The organism is Streptococcus mobilis (assembly GCF_059727625.1).
In genome coordinates this window covers 1,120,680-1,139,627 of record NZ_AP041823.1, presented here as the reverse complement: position 1 = coordinate 1,139,627, position 18,948 = coordinate 1,120,680, and the positions used below count along the sequence as shown (strand labels likewise).

General features: G+C 31.5%; 13 protein-coding genes and 4 pseudogenes. 5 read left to right on the top strand and 12 right to left on the bottom strand.

Annotation, left to right across the window (positions count from 1 at the left end):
* Positions 1 to 59: 59 nt before the first annotated feature.
* From AC6IZR_RS05370 to AC6IZR_RS05360, 3 genes are all read right to left on the bottom strand, one after another.
* Entirely contained in the window at positions 60 to 1,670 is a 1,611-nt protein-coding gene (locus AC6IZR_RS05370; protein ID WP_497848188.1) for an ATP-binding cassette domain-containing protein, read from the bottom strand.
* A gap of 239 nt (positions 1,671 to 1,909) precedes the next feature.
* Positions 1,910 to 3,157 carry an MFS transporter gene (locus tag AC6IZR_RS05365; RefSeq protein WP_313790550.1) on the bottom strand — a complete coding sequence of 416 codons (1,248 nt, stop codon included), beginning with the start codon at positions 3,155 to 3,157 and terminating at the stop codon, positions 1,910 to 1,912.
* A 289-nt stretch (positions 3,158 to 3,446) separates the two neighbouring features.
* The gene (locus tag AC6IZR_RS05360) at positions 3,447 to 4,313 is read right to left on the bottom strand and encodes a helix-turn-helix domain-containing protein (RefSeq protein ID WP_497848187.1); all 867 of its coding nucleotides are present in this window, start codon (positions 4,311 to 4,313) and stop codon (positions 3,447 to 3,449) included.
* A gap of 397 nt (positions 4,314 to 4,710) precedes the next feature.
* Between AC6IZR_RS05360 and AC6IZR_RS05355 the strand changes: the two are divergent.
* Positions 4,711 to 4,956 (top strand): annotated as a pseudogene (locus tag AC6IZR_RS05355) (tyrosine-type recombinase/integrase); the annotation flags it as partial.
* Between the two features lie 357 nt (positions 4,957 to 5,313).
* Here the strand turns inward: AC6IZR_RS05355 and AC6IZR_RS05350 are convergent.
* The 8 genes and pseudogenes from AC6IZR_RS05350 to AC6IZR_RS05315 form a co-directional block, all read right to left on the bottom strand.
* Complete coding sequence (locus AC6IZR_RS05350) at positions 5,314 to 6,888, bottom strand: ATP-binding cassette domain-containing protein (protein ID WP_497848186.1); 1,575 nt, start codon at positions 6,886 to 6,888, stop codon at positions 5,314 to 5,316.
* Positions 6,889 to 7,570: 682 nt separating this feature from the next.
* A complete protein-coding gene (locus tag AC6IZR_RS05345) occupies positions 7,571 to 8,332 on the bottom strand; it encodes an ABC transporter permease (RefSeq protein WP_003002964.1) in 762 nt (253 codons plus the stop codon).
* A 1-nt stretch (position 8,333) separates the two neighbouring features.
* A complete protein-coding gene (locus AC6IZR_RS05340) occupies positions 8,334 to 9,260 on the bottom strand; it encodes an ABC transporter ATP-binding protein (RefSeq protein WP_497848185.1) in 927 nt (308 codons plus the stop codon).
* A gap of 157 nt (positions 9,261 to 9,417) precedes the next feature.
* Positions 9,418 to 9,558, bottom strand: a pseudogene (locus AC6IZR_RS05335) (ATP-binding cassette domain-containing protein); the annotation flags it as partial.
* 281 nt (positions 9,559 to 9,839) lie between these two features.
* On the bottom strand, positions 9,840 to 10,970 hold the full coding sequence (locus tag AC6IZR_RS05330; protein WP_497848184.1) for a hypothetical protein: 1,131 nt from the start codon (positions 10,968 to 10,970) through the stop codon (positions 9,840 to 9,842).
* 36 nt (positions 10,971 to 11,006) lie between these two features.
* Positions 11,007 to 11,897, bottom strand: a complete 891-nt coding sequence (locus tag AC6IZR_RS05325; RefSeq protein ID WP_049498805.1) for a C39 family peptidase — start codon at positions 11,895 to 11,897, stop codon at positions 11,007 to 11,009.
* Between the two features lie 14 nt (positions 11,898 to 11,911).
* Positions 11,912 to 13,045 (bottom strand): hypothetical protein, encoded by a 1,134-nt coding sequence (locus tag AC6IZR_RS05320; protein ID WP_497848183.1) that lies wholly within the window; start codon positions 13,043 to 13,045, stop codon positions 11,912 to 11,914.
* Positions 13,046 to 13,544: 499 nt separating this feature from the next.
* Positions 13,545 to 14,393 (bottom strand): helix-turn-helix domain-containing protein, encoded by an 849-nt coding sequence (locus AC6IZR_RS05315; RefSeq protein ID WP_497848182.1) that lies wholly within the window; start codon positions 14,391 to 14,393, stop codon positions 13,545 to 13,547.
* A 170-nt stretch (positions 14,394 to 14,563) separates the two neighbouring features.
* Here AC6IZR_RS05315 and AC6IZR_RS05310 point away from each other — a divergent pair.
* From AC6IZR_RS05310 to AC6IZR_RS05295, 4 genes and pseudogenes are all read left to right on the top strand, one after another.
* Positions 14,564 to 14,731: pseudogene (locus AC6IZR_RS05310) on the top strand (hypothetical protein); the annotation flags it as partial.
* A gap of 47 nt (positions 14,732 to 14,778) precedes the next feature.
* Positions 14,779 to 16,788 carry a DUF1430 domain-containing protein gene (locus AC6IZR_RS05305; protein ID WP_497848181.1) on the top strand — a complete coding sequence of 670 codons (2,010 nt, stop codon included), beginning with the start codon at positions 14,779 to 14,781 and terminating at the stop codon, positions 16,786 to 16,788.
* Positions 16,789 to 16,790: 2 nt separating this feature from the next.
* The gene (locus AC6IZR_RS05300) at positions 16,791 to 17,426 is read left to right on the top strand and encodes an ABC transporter ATP-binding protein (RefSeq protein WP_497848180.1); all 636 of its coding nucleotides are present in this window, start codon (positions 16,791 to 16,793) and stop codon (positions 17,424 to 17,426) included.
* Between the two features lie 346 nt (positions 17,427 to 17,772).
* Positions 17,773 to 18,135 (top strand): hypothetical protein, encoded by a 363-nt coding sequence (locus AC6IZR_RS05295; RefSeq protein ID WP_455452555.1) that lies wholly within the window; start codon positions 17,773 to 17,775, stop codon positions 18,133 to 18,135.
* A gap of 244 nt (positions 18,136 to 18,379) precedes the next feature.
* On the opposite strand, the pseudogene AC6IZR_RS05290 reads toward AC6IZR_RS05295, so the two are convergent.
* Positions 18,380 to 18,448, bottom strand: a pseudogene (locus AC6IZR_RS05290) (peptidylprolyl isomerase); the annotation flags it as partial.
* Between the last annotated feature and the right edge of the window lie 500 nt (positions 18,449 to 18,948).

The following is an 18,948-nucleotide window of genomic DNA, read 5'->3' as shown; positions in this document are numbered from 1 at the left end:
TTTAAATCTGGTAGATGAATCTTTCTTCAATCTAACCTACTGATTTCAGTAGGTTAAAACTAATCCAAATATATAATTTTATCAAAAAGAGATCTTATATTTTCATCTAGATGATGGCTTACAAAAATAACAGTTTTTTCTGTCATTGAGAATAGATGTTTCTCAATTTGATACCGTCTTTCTTTATCAATCGCATCAGTTGCCTCATCAATAATTAAAATTGGTTTTTCTTCAAGATAAGCTCTAGCTAGACTAATTCGTTGCTTCTGTCCACTAGAAATATCTTGGCTAATTTCCGATAAAGTAGTTTCCAATCCATGACTCAATCCATTAATCCAGTCTCTTAAATAAAATATTTCCAATGCTTTTTCGATTTTTGAATCTTCTATTTCACGGCCTAATGTCAAATTAAATAAAATGGATTCGTTAAAAATATGATCTTCCAAACTAACATAAGAAATATTTTCATGAAGATCCTTGAAATTCATATTTTTTGAATCGATATTATCATAGAAGATGCGGCCTTTCGAAATTGGGATTTCACCATTAATAGCATTTAATATAGTTGATTTTCCTGAACCAGATGACCCTGATATTGCATACTTCTTATTTTTTTCAATTTTAACATTTAAATTATCTAAGACAATCTTACCATCACGTTCAATAGTTACCGATTGAAATTCTACTTTATCTATAAATTTCTTCCAAGTTTGTTTATTAACATTACTTTCATGAATACTTTGGTCACCTTCCAATTCAAATTTTTCAAATATTTTGTTTACAGTTTTAAACTCAGCGTAATTTGCCGTTAAGCCTGTTAAGCCAGCAAAGATAATTGATGAAAAATATTGAGAAGAAGATACAGCTCCAATCGGAATTAATCGGTTAAAATATAAGACTCCTGCGTGAGTCAACATGGCAATTTGACTCACAAAACTAGTCCCATTTTGAACAGACATAAGCCCACCAAAGGTTTTTGAATATGAAACTCTGGACTTCGAATATTTTTTTGAATAAGATAAGATTTTTACCATTAAAAAATGAAGTTGATTAGCATTGGATAACATTCGAAATCCACTTAAAGAATCATCAATTGCTTTAACTAATTCTTCATTCTTCTCAGTAAAGTAAACAGCTTTATTCTCCATTTTCCTTGTAAATATTTTAGGGAGATTTACCATTAGAATGAAGAATATCAAAATTGTAAACAATAATGAATAATGGAAACTAAAAAAGGCAATAATTGCAAAAATGATATTTAATGCTTGACTAATCATTAATTCAAGTGTTTCAAAGCCAAGATCTCGAATAGTATTAAGATCATTTGTCAGCCATGAGGTATAGGCGCTAACACTTTTTGAGCCAAAACGAACCACACCCTTACTTTCAATACTTTTTACAATATCTTTACGTATTTCGGTACACATTTCTTGTATGGCTTTTTCACTTGCCTTTGAGTTTTGATATATTTGCAATACCCATATTAAATTTACAGCTAAAATCGCTCCACTTAAATACAAAAATCCCTGTAAATCAAAATTTACAATTGTAGAAATTGCTTTAGCACTCAATATACCATTTAAATAAACACATAATGAATTAATAAAAATCCAAAACAACCATATAGAATTACTTCGTTTGCATCTAATTAAATAAGTTTTTAATGTCATATCCCAGTCTCACTTAAAAATTCCAAATATTTCTTCACCAATTATTTTTCTTTGATATTTAATTGCAATATAAGATAATAAAATTCCTACTAACTTTTAGGGTGCCGTTCAGAGTAGTCGATTTCTATCTATTTCCTTTATTTTTAACTTGAAATTTTCTAGCTTTTTTTAAACTTCCATTATTCTGTTTCATAGATATATTTTTAGACCGCTGATCAACTTTATGTTCTTTTTTAAAATTATTCTGCATAACTTTCTGGTTCATTTTCTATTCCCTTACTTTCCTTAAATGGATTGTTAATAAATAACAAATAAAATCCTACTAATACCGTAAATATATTTATCGTTATCCCTAGAATATGTATATCCGAATAAAACTGGGGAACTATTAAGAATACAATTGAAAATAAAGCATATAAGCTTGAATTAGTGGAATAGATTAACCCCATATTTTCATAGTTATATTCAGAATAAATCATTTTTTCAAACATATTACCAGATATACCAATAATTATAAAGGATAATCCAAATAGCAAAAGCTTAATCAATGGAATTGGTATTACAAATACTAAAAATAAAAAGAAGCCCGATACAATATAATCAATAAAGAAAAACTTTTTATATGATATTTTTATCCTAGGTGCCACAAAAGCACCTGTCAAATCTGCTAATCGTTGTACTGCCAATACTAACCCAAGATACTGAATAGGAATTCCTTCCGATACAAGATATAAGGGGGCTAAAGTTAAAAGTAGATCTGTTCCGCCACTTAAAATTGACTCTGTAATTACAATAAAAGAGGCAAATTTTGATTCTCGAAAAGCAGAAATTGTGTCCAAAAGTTGAAAAGTTGATTCACTTTCGCTTTCTATATTTTCAGACATACCATCTGACTTTTTTTTATCAGGTATATCTAACCTGATTTTCAACATAAAGTATATCGCAGCTACAAAAAATGGAATACTCATATTGAAAACAACAAAATATGACAACACTCCTAACAGTAACGAGGCAAACAGGTTACTAATAATATCTAACACATTTGAAGCCATATACTGAACATCTATAGATTTGTTTATCGTTTCTTCATCATTTTCTAATGTTTCTGGAACAATCTTCATTTGTAATGTGTTGAGTAGATTTGTTGATAAACTAAACAAAAAATTAAAAATATAAAGATAAAAAACTTCAAAGCGATATCTTAAGCATAGAATAGTAATGAAAATTATAAAAAGTTGAAGAACTTGAAAAGTTACTAGCCAGACTTTATCTCTTTGAATTTTATTTACAAAACTTCCATAAAAAACGGCAAGTAAGTTAGGGATAAAACCTATTAGAGTAAATAAAGATAACTGACCAGCTTCAATATTATAAACTTTGATTAACCCAATCGACAATGCAATGAAGTAAAAACTATCTGCAATGTTTCTAGAAGATCTACCTAATATCAAGTTTTTAAAGTTACTACTGAATTTTTCTAATATCATGTTTGTATACCTCGAAATTCATACAATCTATTTGGATATAATTTGTTATTTTTAATAATTCTGTCAAGGAATCCAATACTTTGTAGGAAATAATTGCTACTGCCATATACGATATCGGTGAAATTACACTGTATGGTGTCTTACTATTAATTTTCTTGCATTTATTTTAGCACTCCGTCATCATGTTGTAAATATCTTTTTATAAACTTTTTTTATTTTTTTAAAAATAAATCATTTTTGTATCTATGTGATATTAAAAAAAACAATGCTCAATTGAACATCATTTTCATTATTCTGTCATATTTGCAATGTAATGTTCGACTTTCAAAGCCATTGATATATTTTCATCCAATTTATAAAGAAAATGTGCTGTCTCAAAATATTCTTTTACCGAAATCTTAGAAGAAAAGTCCTTACTTACATTTCCCATCAATAAATACAAATCAGCTAAAAGATAAGTTGTTCTGTAAGCCTGACACTGCTTTATAGTAGTTGTGATTTGAGTAATAGCTTTTTCAATATTATTCTGCAACCATAGATATCTACAAACGTTATAATTGAACTTAATAAATAGTTCTAACTCTTCAAGTGTATTTAAATTGAGTTGATTTACTTGATACTCTAATGTTTCTCGAATCTCATCAAATCGCGTTAAATCTCCAATATCGTAATAAAAATTGAATAGAGTATTTGAAATTTGGAGATAGTTCATATCAGAAATACTTAACTGTGACAGCACCTTCTCCAATCTTTCAACTGCCTCCTCTTGTTGCCCATAGAAATAAAAATCTATCAGAGATTTTATCCACTCCATATAAAATTTATCTGCTAGAGATAAACGATGAGACTTTACATTTTCTAATTCATATATATATTTCAAAGACTCATAATTTCTATTTATGATAAATGTATGTGCTAATTTCTTAAACTCTGCTAACTCATCAACCTCTTCAACAATCTGCTCATCAAAAAAATAATCCATACTAACTTTTAATTTCTTAGCAAGTGCATGCAAAAAATCCGCCCCAGGAGTGAACTCTCCACTCTCTAATCGACTAATTTGCCCCTGTTTACAAATGCCTTCGGCCAATTCTCGCTGGGACAATTTTAATTCTTTTCGTCTATTTTTTAATCTGGTTGCTAATAATGTACCCACGTTTGGATATTCCTTTTCTAATTGGTTTTGACTTCAATTTTAATTGTAACATGATTAAATTAAAAATTCAAATATATGTCTAGAAAGATACAAATTTTACATAAATGGTGTCAAATGTTTTTTGATCTACCTCGTCTTCTTTTGAAAATAATCTACTCAAATAATTTCTAGATTGTCAAATTAAGTTAAACTTTTCATGTAACTCAGAAAAACATATATGGGATTTGAGAGTTCAAGTAATTCCTAAAAGTCTTTGAAATTAAAAACGCATAATATCAGGTATTCAAAAAACTGATATTATGCATTTTATTTTAGTCTAAATTAGGGAAATTATTTCCAGATAAAGTTTTTGGCAAGTCTCTTATCTGTTTAAGGTACATCTCCCCATCGAAATTAGCGAGCTACACTTATTAAACGATCAAAAGAGTTAGGTTTACCTAATTATGGTTTTCACATATTCCGCCATACTCATGCGTCTTTAATGCTCAACGCTGGAGCAAATTGGAAAGAACTGCAAGAACTTATGGGACACAGATTTATTTCAATCACAATGGATATCTATGCGGAATTAGATCCTAACCGAAAGAATGAAGCAGTCGATATTTTAATAGAACGACTTGCACAAATTAAAAAAACTAATTAGAGACTATTATATTTAGCTATAATAAATCATTTTACAATTAATGTAAATTTTATATTGCTACTATAAAATTTTAGGTATACAAAGATCTATAGATACTTTATTTGTAAGATTAATTTTATAACATTACTACAGTTAAAAAAATCCTACATTATAGTTTCAATTGTAAAAAAACTCATTATTGATACCGGAATGTTCTCAGAGATTTTTCAACTACTTTTGTACATTGTAAGTCAAATACAAAATTACCTACTTAATAATATTTTTTACAACTACAGTTAACAAATATATTAAGATTAGTAGTGAGGAAGTTTCCGACTAGAGAGAGTACTCACTACTTTATCTTATCATGAAAATAATTCAATTTTTTCTTAGTTCAATGACTTGATCGTATCGACTTTCATTATCAATATGGTGAGCGATTTCTAACACCATCATCGGTAGTGAGAAAATCAAGTCTCGAACCATCTGGCTATTTTCTACGTCAAGAGCTGCAGTTACCTCATCTGCTAATAAAATATCCTTTTTACGAAGAAGGAAGCGGGCTAGTTCAATCCGGACTCGTTGTCCGCCTGAAATATTTTCTCCGTTATTGGTGATTACAAAATCAAGTCCATCAGTTAGTTCATGGTCGAGTTTGACCTGTCTCAAAACAGTCTCCAATTCTTGATCTGAAAACTCTTGTCCCAAACTAAGATTGTAGCGAACAGTATCATTAAAGAGGAAAGGTTGCTGACTGATGATACCTACCTGACGAATAAAATAACTTGTTTTTGCTCCATCCCTTGTCCGACAAGAAATCGTCCCATCATCCGCCTTTTCTTCCCCTGTGATCATTCGAAAGAGGGTTGATTTCCCACAGCCACTTGGCCCTTTGATGAGGACTTTTTCGCCTTGTTGAATGGTTAGATTAAGATCGCGTATAATCTCTCTACCGTTATAAGATTTACTTAAATGAGAAATTTCTAGTTCTTCTACTTGTGAGATCGAATGATTGTCCGATTCACTATCATCTGCTCGATTTAAAATTCCGAAAATCTTTTCTGCCGTTGTTTTGGCTCCTTGTACTTCAACCACATCATACATGATATTTTGTATAGGACCTACCAGTTGACCAGCGGCAATATACATTGCAACCAGGCTAGCCACTGAAACATGATGACCCTGCATGGCAAGGAAGAACCCCAATACCAAGGGGAGTACTTGGCTAAGAAAGACCATGAAACCATTACAAAAGAAAACAATATTATGGGTAAAAGCAAACTTTTGAATGGCTCGTTGATAACGAAGATTGATATTCCAGACGCGCTGAGAATTTTCAGGCAAGGCTTGATTCATCCGCAAGGTTTGAGCCCCTCGAATACTATCAGAGATTTGGTTATGAACGGCTGTTCTTCCCTGAGACATTTCATCCCCTGAATTCTTTAGCTTATTATTCATTAAGAATTGTGGAATGGGACGTAAGATCGTGAAGAAAACAAAAATAGAACCCAATAAAACATTTTGGGCAATGATATAGATCGCTGTAATCAGTGCTCCAAATCCCCAACATGAAATAGACATATAGCGTTCAAAAAAGTTATCTCCTAGAAATTCCATATCCTGTGTCAGCATGGTAATCTTTTCATCTTCACTATATTCTCTGTCTTCCATTAACTTCTGAAACAATGCCGTTCGGATATTCATGTGAATTTCACGTCTAAAGACATTATTTGCATGATTACAAAATAACATTAGACTATACAAAGCGAAATAGACAGAAAAACCAAAGAGGGCAAATTTCCAAATAGAAGAATAGGTAAGGTTATTTTGATCTATCGATAGTGCTTTGGCAACAACCAAGGGTTGCCCCAAAGCGAGACCCCCATTTGCCAGTGCCCCAATAATGGTTAGGTATTTTGTTTTTTTATCAAGATATTTAAAGATATTAATCATAAATCTCTCCTAGAAAATAGAACCCTATGGTTGAGAAATATCAGATGTAATCATTAAATCTTATTACATATTATTCTTTGTGATATATTTTACATGCTCATTATACATCTAAAAATAAGTCTGGTCAATGAATATTCAAAAAATTAGAAATGATTAAATCTTTAATAACTAATATTTTAAGTTAAGCCTTTGAAAATGCTCTACTTGTCTGTCTGATGAAAATTTACTTTAGTCAATCTTTACAGAGGTGAAATAGGGATTCACTACACCTGAATAGATGTGAGAAACCTTGATTTAAAGCGATTTTTGAAATTCTAAATTTCACTACATTGCAATATAAATCAACCGAATCACTACCTTTTTCACTACCTTTTTTGAAATAAAAATAATGATTCGGATATTTAAAAGAAGAGGAACTTTAGTGTGAAGTTCCTCTTTTTGTTATTTGTTCTTTTACTTATAAATTGTAATACCTGTTTTGAACACCTCGTATTTGAATGAATTTCAATATATGCTTAATATCAATGTTTCCACATGTTTTTAAGAAAGAAATATTTCATCTAATTTGAATAACTTTCAATTGAATGGTGTGAATTTTACCTTAAAAATAAACGAATTGAGCTAGATTTCACCAAAAAGTTCACACCATTTGAATTGTTACTGTTTTGTACTTTTTATAGATTTAGAATTCTTTGTTTTCAAATAGTTTAGTGTCAATGTAAAAAATTACTATTGAATAAATAACAGTTAAAAGTAGTTGAATGGTGTAGCTAATTATCGAAATATTCTTTGAAACAGGGTTTAAAATATTCAATACTCCTAATGGGCTAAAAGATAATAACAAGTTATTTTGGTCTAATAAACTTCTTGAAATCAGTTCTCCTAAACCTCTTAACAAAACAACTCCAACTAGGGTACTCGATAAAGAATTTGTTATCAAAAATAAACAAATAATTGTAGTACTATAAAAAATAGTTGTAAAAAACGTTGTAATAATTTGAATGAATCCGGCCGTAAAAGTAAGCATATTATCTGCAGATGAAGAGTAAGCTCCAACTTTAAAAAATCCAAATAGTAATGTTGTCGCTATAAAAGATGTTAAACTTAAAACAACTAAAATTAAGAATGAGGTAAAAATAGATGCTAACAATTTCGAAAATAAAATTTCTACTCGTTTAACTGGTGTGACTAACAATGATTTAATTGTTTTTTGCTGAATTTCTTGATAAAACGGTACTAATGCTACTATAACTCCTACTATCAAAGCAAATATCGAAAATGTATCGCTGGAGGTTTTAAAAACATTTCCAAATGAAGATTCTGGTGCAACCATTCTTAGATACAGTATTAATAGAGAAATGACACAAACAAACCCTCCAAAAACATAGAAAATCTTTTTCCCAGCAAATAATTTGAACAACTCAATCTTTATTAATTTAAGCATATCAAACCTCCATATCTCTCTGCATTTTGATAAAAATATCTTCAAAATTATTTTGTTTCTCAGAAAAATTTATGATGGAGATATCCTGACGTAATAACTCTGTGAGTAATTTCTCCTTTACCTCTTTCATTGATTCTATATCTAAAGATAACTCAAGTTGCTCTATTCTCTCAGAAAAAACAATGTTTAAGTTATTTAAGATAGACTTTGTAAGTTCTATGTTATCAGTTTTCAACAACCAAACGTTCTTTATAGATCCAAGTGATAAAAATTCTGTCTTTTTCCCTTGGAAAATTACTTTCCCTTGATTGATAATTGTAACTGTATCTACTAACTTACTTAATTCTTCCAATGAATGACTCGAAATTACAATCCCAACTCCTTTTTTAGACAATTCAATGAGTAAGTCTCTAAACTCTTTCATTCCTATGGGATCTAATCCATTGAATGGTTCATCTAATAATAAGATAGTTGGCTGATGGATTAAGGCTTGAGCAAGTCCCAAGCGTTGTTTCATACCTAATGAAAAACTAGATACTTTACAATCCACACTATTGTCTAAACCAACTAAATGCAGATAGTTTAAAAGATCTTCTTTTGATAAGTTTACTTCATCATAAAGACTAGAAATAAGCATTAAATTCTGTCTAGCTGTTAAAGATTCATAAAATGTCGGATATTCAATAATCGTACCAATAGTATTCAAATAGCCCTTTGATTTCCCTTCAATTAGTTTCCCATTGATTTTAATTTCACCAGATTCTTTTTTTACTAAACCTAAAATCGTCTTGAATATTGTAGTTTTCCCAGAACCATTTTGTCCAATGAGTCCCATTATTTCGCCACTCTGCAACTCAAATGACAAATCTTCAATTACTTTCTTTTTGTTATATGATTTATTTAGACCAATAATTTGTAATAGTGCCATTTCGTCTTCCCTTCTAGTTAATAACGTTTATATTCAAAAATACTATTTATTTACTTATCTAAGGGAAATCCATCATAAATGATTCTTCCTTTATCCATAACAATAAATCTATCTACAAATTTCATGAAGCTATCTTCATGAAAAATACTTATTATTATCATGTTTTTTTAATTGAATTTAAATATTCAAAAACTTTTTTCTCGGATTCTTTATCAAAACTACTTGTCGCCTCATCTAATAATAAAATTTCAGGATTACTTAGTATAGCTCTAGCTAATCCAACTTTTTGTTTTTGACCACCAGATAAGTTCTATCCATTTTCTAGAAGAAATAGCCCTAGCCCATTTCCCTCTGATGTAAGTTCAAATAAACCAAATTCGATACAAATCCTATTGATTTCTTCATCTACAATCATTGAATTTTCCAAAGTTAAATTATCTCTCAGTGTCCCTTCAAATACATAGGGATCCTGACTAACGTATGCTAACTTACTTCTTATATAAAGGAGAGAACCAATTTAGTCATCTCCAGATTGTAACTTTTTATCAAGCCACTACAGTTGACAATGAGTCTTTATTATTAATTTGACCCTAAGTCTTTTTCTACGATTCTTAATCCGATTGGAAAATCATCTTTTCCCAATTTTAATTTCTGTTTCTCAATCAACTTAGCATCCTTGAGACTATATTGTAATAAATGTTGATCAGTAGCTAGATACAACATATTTTCATTTGAAATTGTAAAAGAATTTATTTCCTCTGGTGTTTCACCTGAATTGTCATCCAACACAATCGCTTTTATAGTTTCATTTTGTAAATCAAGAACAGATAAAATATTCTTTCCTTCTACCTCGTGCTTGACGACAAGGTAATGATTATCTGGACTTGGATAAAGCATATTAGGATAAGGATTGGGTAAGGTAAATAATTTCCTTTCTCCAGTGTGCAAATCGACTGACAACAATTGGTTTCCTGCCACCTTCTCAAGAGTATCTGTATCACGAATTGCAGAGATACTTACGAATGCCCTATCTTTGACAATTGCCAAGCCTTCTAACATTTCAACCTTTTTACCATCTGAAGTTAATCGAATTCTATCTTTTTCTTTCCAATGCTCTTTTTCATTTAGAACTATTAAGTCTGAATCCAACACGCCTTCTGGACGATTTCGTTTTGGATCTTGATAAGCAATCTCAGCATATACGTTAGAATTATTTGCAACAATCTGACTCGAAATTGCTGTCATTTGGTTAAATTTTTTCTGAAAAACTTGCTTTCCATTAAGAGAAAAGACTGTTAATATTCCTGAGATTGCATCTGTTTGAGCAGTATAAAAGTAATTAGAAGAGATACCTGATCCCATCATTGCATAATTCTTAGTATGATTTTTCCTCATCTCACCTTTAGAAAAATCAATTGAAATGATATTTTGATGATCTATTGGTGCAAAATCATCACCTTCAGTTACGATCATCTTATCACCACTGTTTAAACACGAAAACCAGAGATTAACATACGTTGCTACATCAATTTTTTCTACTCGATGTAACTCAAGCTTATTCTCTTTCTTAGTATATGATTGAATACTTTTTGAGGTGACCAAGTAAAGATTCGATTCTGGATCAACTTGAAACATTGGTGTTTGGACCTTAGAACAAGAAAGCAAAAGGAAGAATAGAAATAAAATCCCAAAAAGATAAGAGCGTTTCATAGGTTATCCCTCCTATCCATTTCACGACTCACTTTCTCACCAAGCATAATTTTTCTCACCGCATGTGACCATGGCTGCTAATAACTCCTCTGGTGTCAGTTTCTTCAAGCCTCCATAGTTTGGATCCTGTACATGTGTATCGGGGTCTAGATAATAGATTGCTGAGATGTCCTTACCATCTGCTGTCAATTCATAGCCTACTCCAATCACATTATGTTCCCCACTTTTTCCAGGATAGATTTGTGCTACATTGAAGGTGTAATAGAGAGGATACCCATCATCAATATCTTTGCGAACACGTTCTTTAAAGAGCCGGATATCTTCAGAACCTGGACGAGCATCTGTTACAGTAACCAGTCGATAACCTGCTTGGTTTCCACTTGGTTCTGGATAGCCAAATAGATTCTGATTCAAGACGCGAATGGCATCTCGATTATGCGTCCCATAGGGATTATAAGTCCCCATTTCCTTAGCTAATTGATGTTGAGAGACGCTAACTCCTCGACTAGCCAGCATCATATGGACTGTCGCAGGAGCACAGAAATACCATTCTTCTTGAAGTTTTAAAGAAATAGGCAATAGTTTTCGGATTCCTTGATTCTCTTTTGACGATGTTTCTTTTTTGACCGACTGAGAAGGTTGAGTATTCTCTTTCAATGAAGCTTGTTCCTGTTTTGAAGATGGCAATGTTTCCTGACCACCGGCTTCCGTATTGCCTTCCTTAATTTTTAATCGCTCTGCTACCTCTGCTGGCATTGGAGGATTAGGTTCTGTACGCTCCTTTGTTTTTACACTAACTGTTGTTGATGAGGAGGATGTAACCTTACGAGAGCTGGAAGGACTTGTTTGGCTTTCTTTTGGTGTCTCTGTACAGCCAGATAAACCAAGCAAAGTCAGAAGTACAAGGAATAAATGAACTTTTCTCATGATTTTTCTCCTTTCTACCATTCTTGATAGCGCATTACGGAGTTTTCATTTCGATAGATTTCACCTTTTGGAATCTCACTATCTTTCTTTTTGAATTGAATCCATAGAATCCCTTTATCCGATAGTAAAATGGGGCCATGATCATATAAATAATGAATCCGATGCCTCAAATCCCACAAATAATATTGAGATTTAACACGCTCCTCATTTCTTCTTTCTCCCATATATGTGAGATAAATATTGCGATATATGGAGGTTTCTGCCTGTGAAGTAGAAAATATCTTTTTATGGTTTTTATTTTCGAAGGTAAACGAAGCATCTTTATTATTTGCAACCAAGTAAAGGAGATTGTGCCCGTTCGTCAATAAATCGACATAATAGCGTTGATCATCCTTTGTTTGATCTATAACTTTTTTCTGCCCATCATTTAAGGAGTAGGCTACAATTTTTGTAGTTAAAGCTGTATTATCAATTTGTACATAATACAAGTGATCTTTAAAGACAGTCGGAAAACCGCTATTTTCTGATTCAATCGTCTGATGAGTCCCTGTTTCAAGGTCAAATTCTTCAATTTGATATAGGCTATCGCCTACTTCATAATTTATAAAGAGTTTCTGGTTGGATCGAGCTACTTGAGTAACTGGAACCGTTCCAATAGGTCTCCTATCGATCAGTGTCGTTAAAGATTTGTCTTTTATCTTCCAAAGATAGTAGATCCCTGTCTGATTGAGTTGATCATACTCTTCAAAAACAACAATATCATGATCTACATAGCTAACAGCTACATGAGTCAGATTGGATGTCCTTTCAACATCTTTTATCTTTTGAAAGTCCTTGGTATGTAAATTCATACTGGCAAGATAATTCTGATCTTCGTGTCCTTGGTCAACAGCCTCGCCATAAGCAATCCCATCATTTGACAGCGCGGTAGGTGTAAAGATTTTCGCATCTGGATAAGGGATAGAAATAGAATTTTTTAATAAATCTTCTGCCTTTCTTTCCTCGAATCCTATTTTCCTAGACACATTGGTACTACCGGAAGGAGATTTTTTTTGTGGTCCTACAAGAGTGCAGGCTGATAAGAGAATGATAATACCAAGGATGATAAAAGTTAAAAATTTTTGTTTGACAAGATCTTTTTTCTTCATCAGCCTATACCTCCTGACTTAAGGATTACTTCATTACCTATTTATCTACAATAAAAAGATAACGAACGATTTTAAAATTGAAATCTTTTTTTCTTTCTAGAATAATAATACACAAAATAAAAAAGCAAATGTCAAATTGTCTCTTATATACACATTTTATACTTAGATAAATGAACTCAAAATATTTTCCTCAGTATTTATTGGTTCAAACTATGCTAAAAAAGTCTTCTGAACGGAAATCTCTTTATTTGATAATTGAAAATAATTGTATTTCATATTAAAATCACCTCAAATATTAGATGAACTCTAACATTTGAGGTGCAATTCAAAATTATTATTTGTTAAATTAAATGATCATTTTTTCAAATATTGCTTAACTAGCTGATCTAACGGGATAATGTGTAGGTTGCCATCCCTTACCCAATAACCATTGAGCATGGATACAACAATATGTCGATTATATCTTCAAACCGTTTTATGACTAAATCCATTTAGAAACTCATTCCTTGAAAAAACGATTCACATCTGACTGACATGCTTCCAATAGTGTTTGTTCATCCGTTAATTCGAGTAACTGCAAGCCTTCATCAACTAGCTTTTTATCACTTAAACAAATTCCAAGTGTCACTTTAGCATTTCCTAGAAAATCATATCGCTTACTTTTTTTTGCCGTATCTAACAATAGATAACTGATCCTCGTACATTTCTCCATCAAACCATTCCACAGAAAAATACTAGCTAAATTTGAGAGTAATTTATACTTGGTGGGAAGAATCTCTGTATAATCAGAGTAATCATTGAGCCTATCTATCACTTCATCACAGATAGAAATCACTGTTTCTAGTGGAAGTGTAAATAAAATAACGACAATTAATTTGAGGTCACTATGATACCAGACATCCTGATTTTTAATTTCGTTCCATGCTTCCGTGGCCATCATTCTTACCTTTTCATTTGGACCAGATTCTCGTAAACAAAGAATGACCTCTACTCTCTTTAGTATATTTGACACAGGAATATCATTAGGATATTTTTTTAAATAAGCTACACTCTTATTCTTCAGTTCCAATAATTTATCATTTGATTGGTAGGCATTGTTATCTTCTGCCAATAAGATAATTTCTTCTCTATCGGAATGGTGGTAAGAATGACATATATATCGAAATTCTTCGAAATCTAGGCCAACTTGCTTTAGAAGATGCTCCATCAACTCAAAACTAGGCACTACTTGGTTCGATTCAATACGCGACAAGTGCGCTCTTGAAGTGTAATCCTGGCAAACTTCCTCTTGACTAATATGTTTTGATTTCCGTATTTTTTTATAGATCGTACCGTAATCCCAACGCATAACAACTTCACCTCTAATTATGTGTATAAATGTTACATTTTTACACTTCGTTATGTATTTAGTATATCATATATATAGAAGAAGGAGGTGCAGATATGCAAAAGAAAATCACTATTTATTTTTTGTATTAATGCTTTCACAATCCAAATAACTGGGGTGCATTTTCAAATTATTACCATGATTACAAATATCACCGGTCAAGCGTAACTCGTGCAAGAGATAGTAAATCATCATATGCTTACGCTCCTTCTCATCAGACCTCAAGAGCTTTTATAAATAGAAATTTTGGTGAAACAGTATATTTTAATTACGGATTTAAAAAAATTCATAGCTCATAGAAAAGATTATATTACTATTCATGAAAATTTTAGAAAGTGAGTAAAGTATGAAGCGCTTATTTGTCATCCTTTCAAATATCTTTATAACAAGTTTTCTACTTTGGATTTGTTTTTCAACCTCATATGTGGTTATTCACAATAGTTTTCCAGCTATTGGTATTCTTTCCCAGAACAAAGAGGTATCAAAAGATCAGGTAAAATACAGTTTAGATCAATTAGCAAATGAAACAGACAGTGTGATTGGTGAACAAATTGAAACAATAGACGATAAAGGTAAGGTTCATTTTTCCTATGCAATATTTGGATCTGGCCATATCCCAAACGGCCTTGTTAAAGCTAGTGAAGAAGATTTTTACAATAGTGGCTTATTGTCCAATTATTATATTTTATCTGGAAATCTCACTCTAGATAGATTAAATCATGAACTTCAATCATTGGGTTTCACACAAACATTTGTTTCATATCCAAATATTTTTCTTAGCTTATTTACGTATATGGGAAATGGTAGTCAATTACTCGTTTTGGTCATTTTTCTACTAACTTTTATAGCCTTAATGATTATTCAAAAAAACAAGGAAATGCGAACAGTTGGGATTCGATATATTTCTGGATTGCACCTAACTCAGATTTTTGGAAACTCAATTATTAGTGATTGTGGAGATTTACTTTTAGGGATAATTACAGTGGTTTTTCTTGGAATCTGTGGTGTAAGTCTATTCCATATCACACCATTTTCTATTCCAGTTATTTTTTCAGCTAGCATAACTTATAATTTGTTACTTTTGTTCCTTTCTATACTCTTTAGCTTTCTTTATGTTTTAAGTATTAAAGCGGTACATTTGGTTTCTTTACTCAAAGGAAAGTTACCTTTGAAACAGATTATGGGTATTCTTTACTTGGGGCAATTGGTTGCTTTTCTTTTAATAGTACTTACCATTCATAGAACAAGTATCTATTCAACTATTTGGCAATTGCATCAGGCTGGAGATACAGCATGGTCAAATCAAAAAGATTGGGTATTGCTTTCAACAAATAGGGAGTTTGGGGCAGAGGCTAGAAATCAGGATAGTAGAAAAATGTTGGAAGAACAATGGAAAAACTTCATAGAAACTGGCATTCAGAATGGAGGAATGCTTGTTCAGCATCCACTTGCATCATTCGATCTAAAAGGTCTGTCTTCACATCCCTTAATGGGAAAAATGTCGATAAATGACTACAATCCGTATGCTAATAGCTTATATGTGACTCCTAATTATCTAGATGTTCAGAATGTAGAATTAAATGAAGAAGATAAGAAGAGCATTAATAGCCTTGGAGAAGGAGAATTTGGACTACTATTGCCTGAAAAATTAAAAGATCAAGAAGATAAATTGCGTCAAATTTATGAAGATTTCCTAGCGATTCGAAACGATAAGGGAAATAAAATTCAACAGGCTATGAAAGCTCGTGTTTTCTATATTTCAAACAATAAGAAGCGTTTCGTATATAATTCTACACCAATCTCATATCAACAATTTCTAAGTGATCCTATACTTATTGTCCTTAAACCAAGCTCTTTTGGAAAAAATCGAAATGATTTCTTCACTTATCCATCTGATTATCTGTATTTTAAAGGTTTGGATGCCACTAAAAAACTAGTTGAACAAGGTGGAATAAAGAAATATATCAGTCAGTATGATCTTGCCTATTATGTTTATCGTGGTATGAGTCACAACATTCAAGTTGAAATATTGACAATCATTGCTGGTGGTTTTCTCGGTATTGCTACCTCAATTCTACTCTTTAATACAATGACAATCCTCTACTTTGAAGAATTTCGTAAAACTATTCTTATTAAGAAAATATCAGGATTAAATTTTTTTGAGTTACACCAGAAATTTTTTATCTGGCAAATAGTTATCTTCATTTTGGGAGGGGCTATTGGTCTTTTGCTAACAAATAAACTTTGGGTAGTCTTTCTAACCTCTTGCGTCTTTGGTTTGAATTCTATTTTAATACTAATGCATCGTTCTCGTAAGGAAGATAGGATGGCTAGTATTATATTGAAAGGAGCATAGAAATGATTAAGATCCATCAACTAACAAAAACCTTTGGGGACCGGACGGTATTTAGTGATTTGAACTTAAATTTTGATGCAGGTAAAGTCTATGCTCTTATCGGAAATAGTGGTTGTGGCAAAACAACCTTACTAAATATGGTAGCCAAGCTAGAACCTTATGATCGAGGAAGTATTCAATATAAAGGAAAAGATTTACGAAAGATTAAACCAACAAACTATTTCAGAAATGAACTAGGTTATCTCTTCCAGAATTTTGGACTAATCGATAATAAAACTGTTTCAGAAAATTTAGATTTGGGATTAATTGGTCATAAATTAGACAAACAAAAAAAGAGAGAGACTAAAGAAGAAGTATTAGATAGAGTAGGACTATCTTATATTCAACTAGATCAAAAAATATATGAGCTTTCTGGGGGAGAAGCACAACGTGTAGCCTTGGCAAAGATCATTTTAAAAGATCCTCCTCTAATTTTGGCAGATGAATTAACTGCCGCTCTTGATCCTGAGACCTCACAAGAGATTATGGACTTACTCCTAACATTAAAAAACAAGGACCGTCTGATCATTATTGCAACACATAATCCAACCATTTGGAAACAAGCTGATCAAGTGGTAAGCCTAAAAAATAGTCAATGAAGAATAGGGAAATAGCACAGATTTTCATTACGTTACATATTCATTTCCTGACAAAACATCCCGAAAGTTAAGTGCACCGAAATAGTTAGATTAATAATTTATCCAAAGGATTTAGTTCTGTATTGCACAGGACTGAGTCCTTTTCTACTATTTGTATAGAAGTGTATACATTTTTAATCTATAGTCGTAGAGATTTAGTAAAACTATAGCCCAATATAGATCTTTTCTAAAATTTACTAATGTCTGTTATAATGGACATTATTTGAAATTTCCATTATAACAGACATTGATACAGTTTTGTATTATTATTTTGGTAAAATTAAAATTATAGAAGGAGGCTAAAACTATGAGAAAATTAATAGGTTTACTACTACTTTCATTATCAATCATTTCGCTAATTGCTTGCACTAAAAATAAGCAACAATCTCTGGATGGCGAATACTATTGGATATCAAGTGAAAGAAATGAATTGGCATTTACTATTAAAGGAGATAATGCTTCCATAGAGCATGGAGAAGCCAACAGCTTTACCATTAACAAAAAAAAGAATACGATCGAATTAACTGGACAAAATATTGCAAGTCGAACAGAAGAATATTCATTTAAAGATGGGGTCTTTTCTGTTGATATTAGTGGAGTTAAGCACGACTACTATCTTAAAGATAGCGAAGAATATAATAACGCACTAAAACAATATGGATATAAATAACATCATTCACACCTATTTTCCCGAATAGGTGTTTTTTTGTGCTAAATAGATTCCTTCAAAAAACTTTTAAGCTTATTATTAACCGAAAGTCAAATCTATTTTTTGTTCAAATTTTGGTCATAGTTTGGTCAAAGAAACAAAATATACCATCCTATTTTAAAAAACCGAATTGTGATGATTGCCGATAAACAAACACTTTGATTTTTCTTTTTATTTCTTTATTCTTCTTATCATGCAAGATTCAGAGAATAAAGCTAGTTGCAGCCACTGCTCCAACACTAATTAAGGCTTTAGTTTTGACTTTATTTAACATCTTAGACCTTCTTTCTAAAAAACTAGGTCAAGAATAACAAAAAAGATTTGTAAGTTTTATCACATCACAACGAAAGGTAATTCCTACATTTCTGGCGCAAAATCGTACAGTTCAGAGAAAAAATTAAAACCAGCTGTCCTTGGGGTATAATAGACTTATTGGAAAAAATAAAGTGCCATACTGTACTATGCTATACTATAGTTACGAAAACTATTTACGAAAAACCATGCAACTAACTCCTGAGAACTTTAAATTATTTATTAGTGTCAAAAAGGATACCTTCCCAACAAAGATATCCTGTCTAGATACAACTTATAAATCCAAACACTGTAAAGGAGGAGGCACAAAAACTTTAAGTCTAGAAAAACAGTTAATTCTGAACTTGCATTATTTATGCTATTAATCAACTCAACATCTTCTAGTTTTTTGATTTTGGTCTTGGACTAGTGATAGTCACTGAACATTAACATTCGTAGAATACACTCTTCATTCCTCAAGTC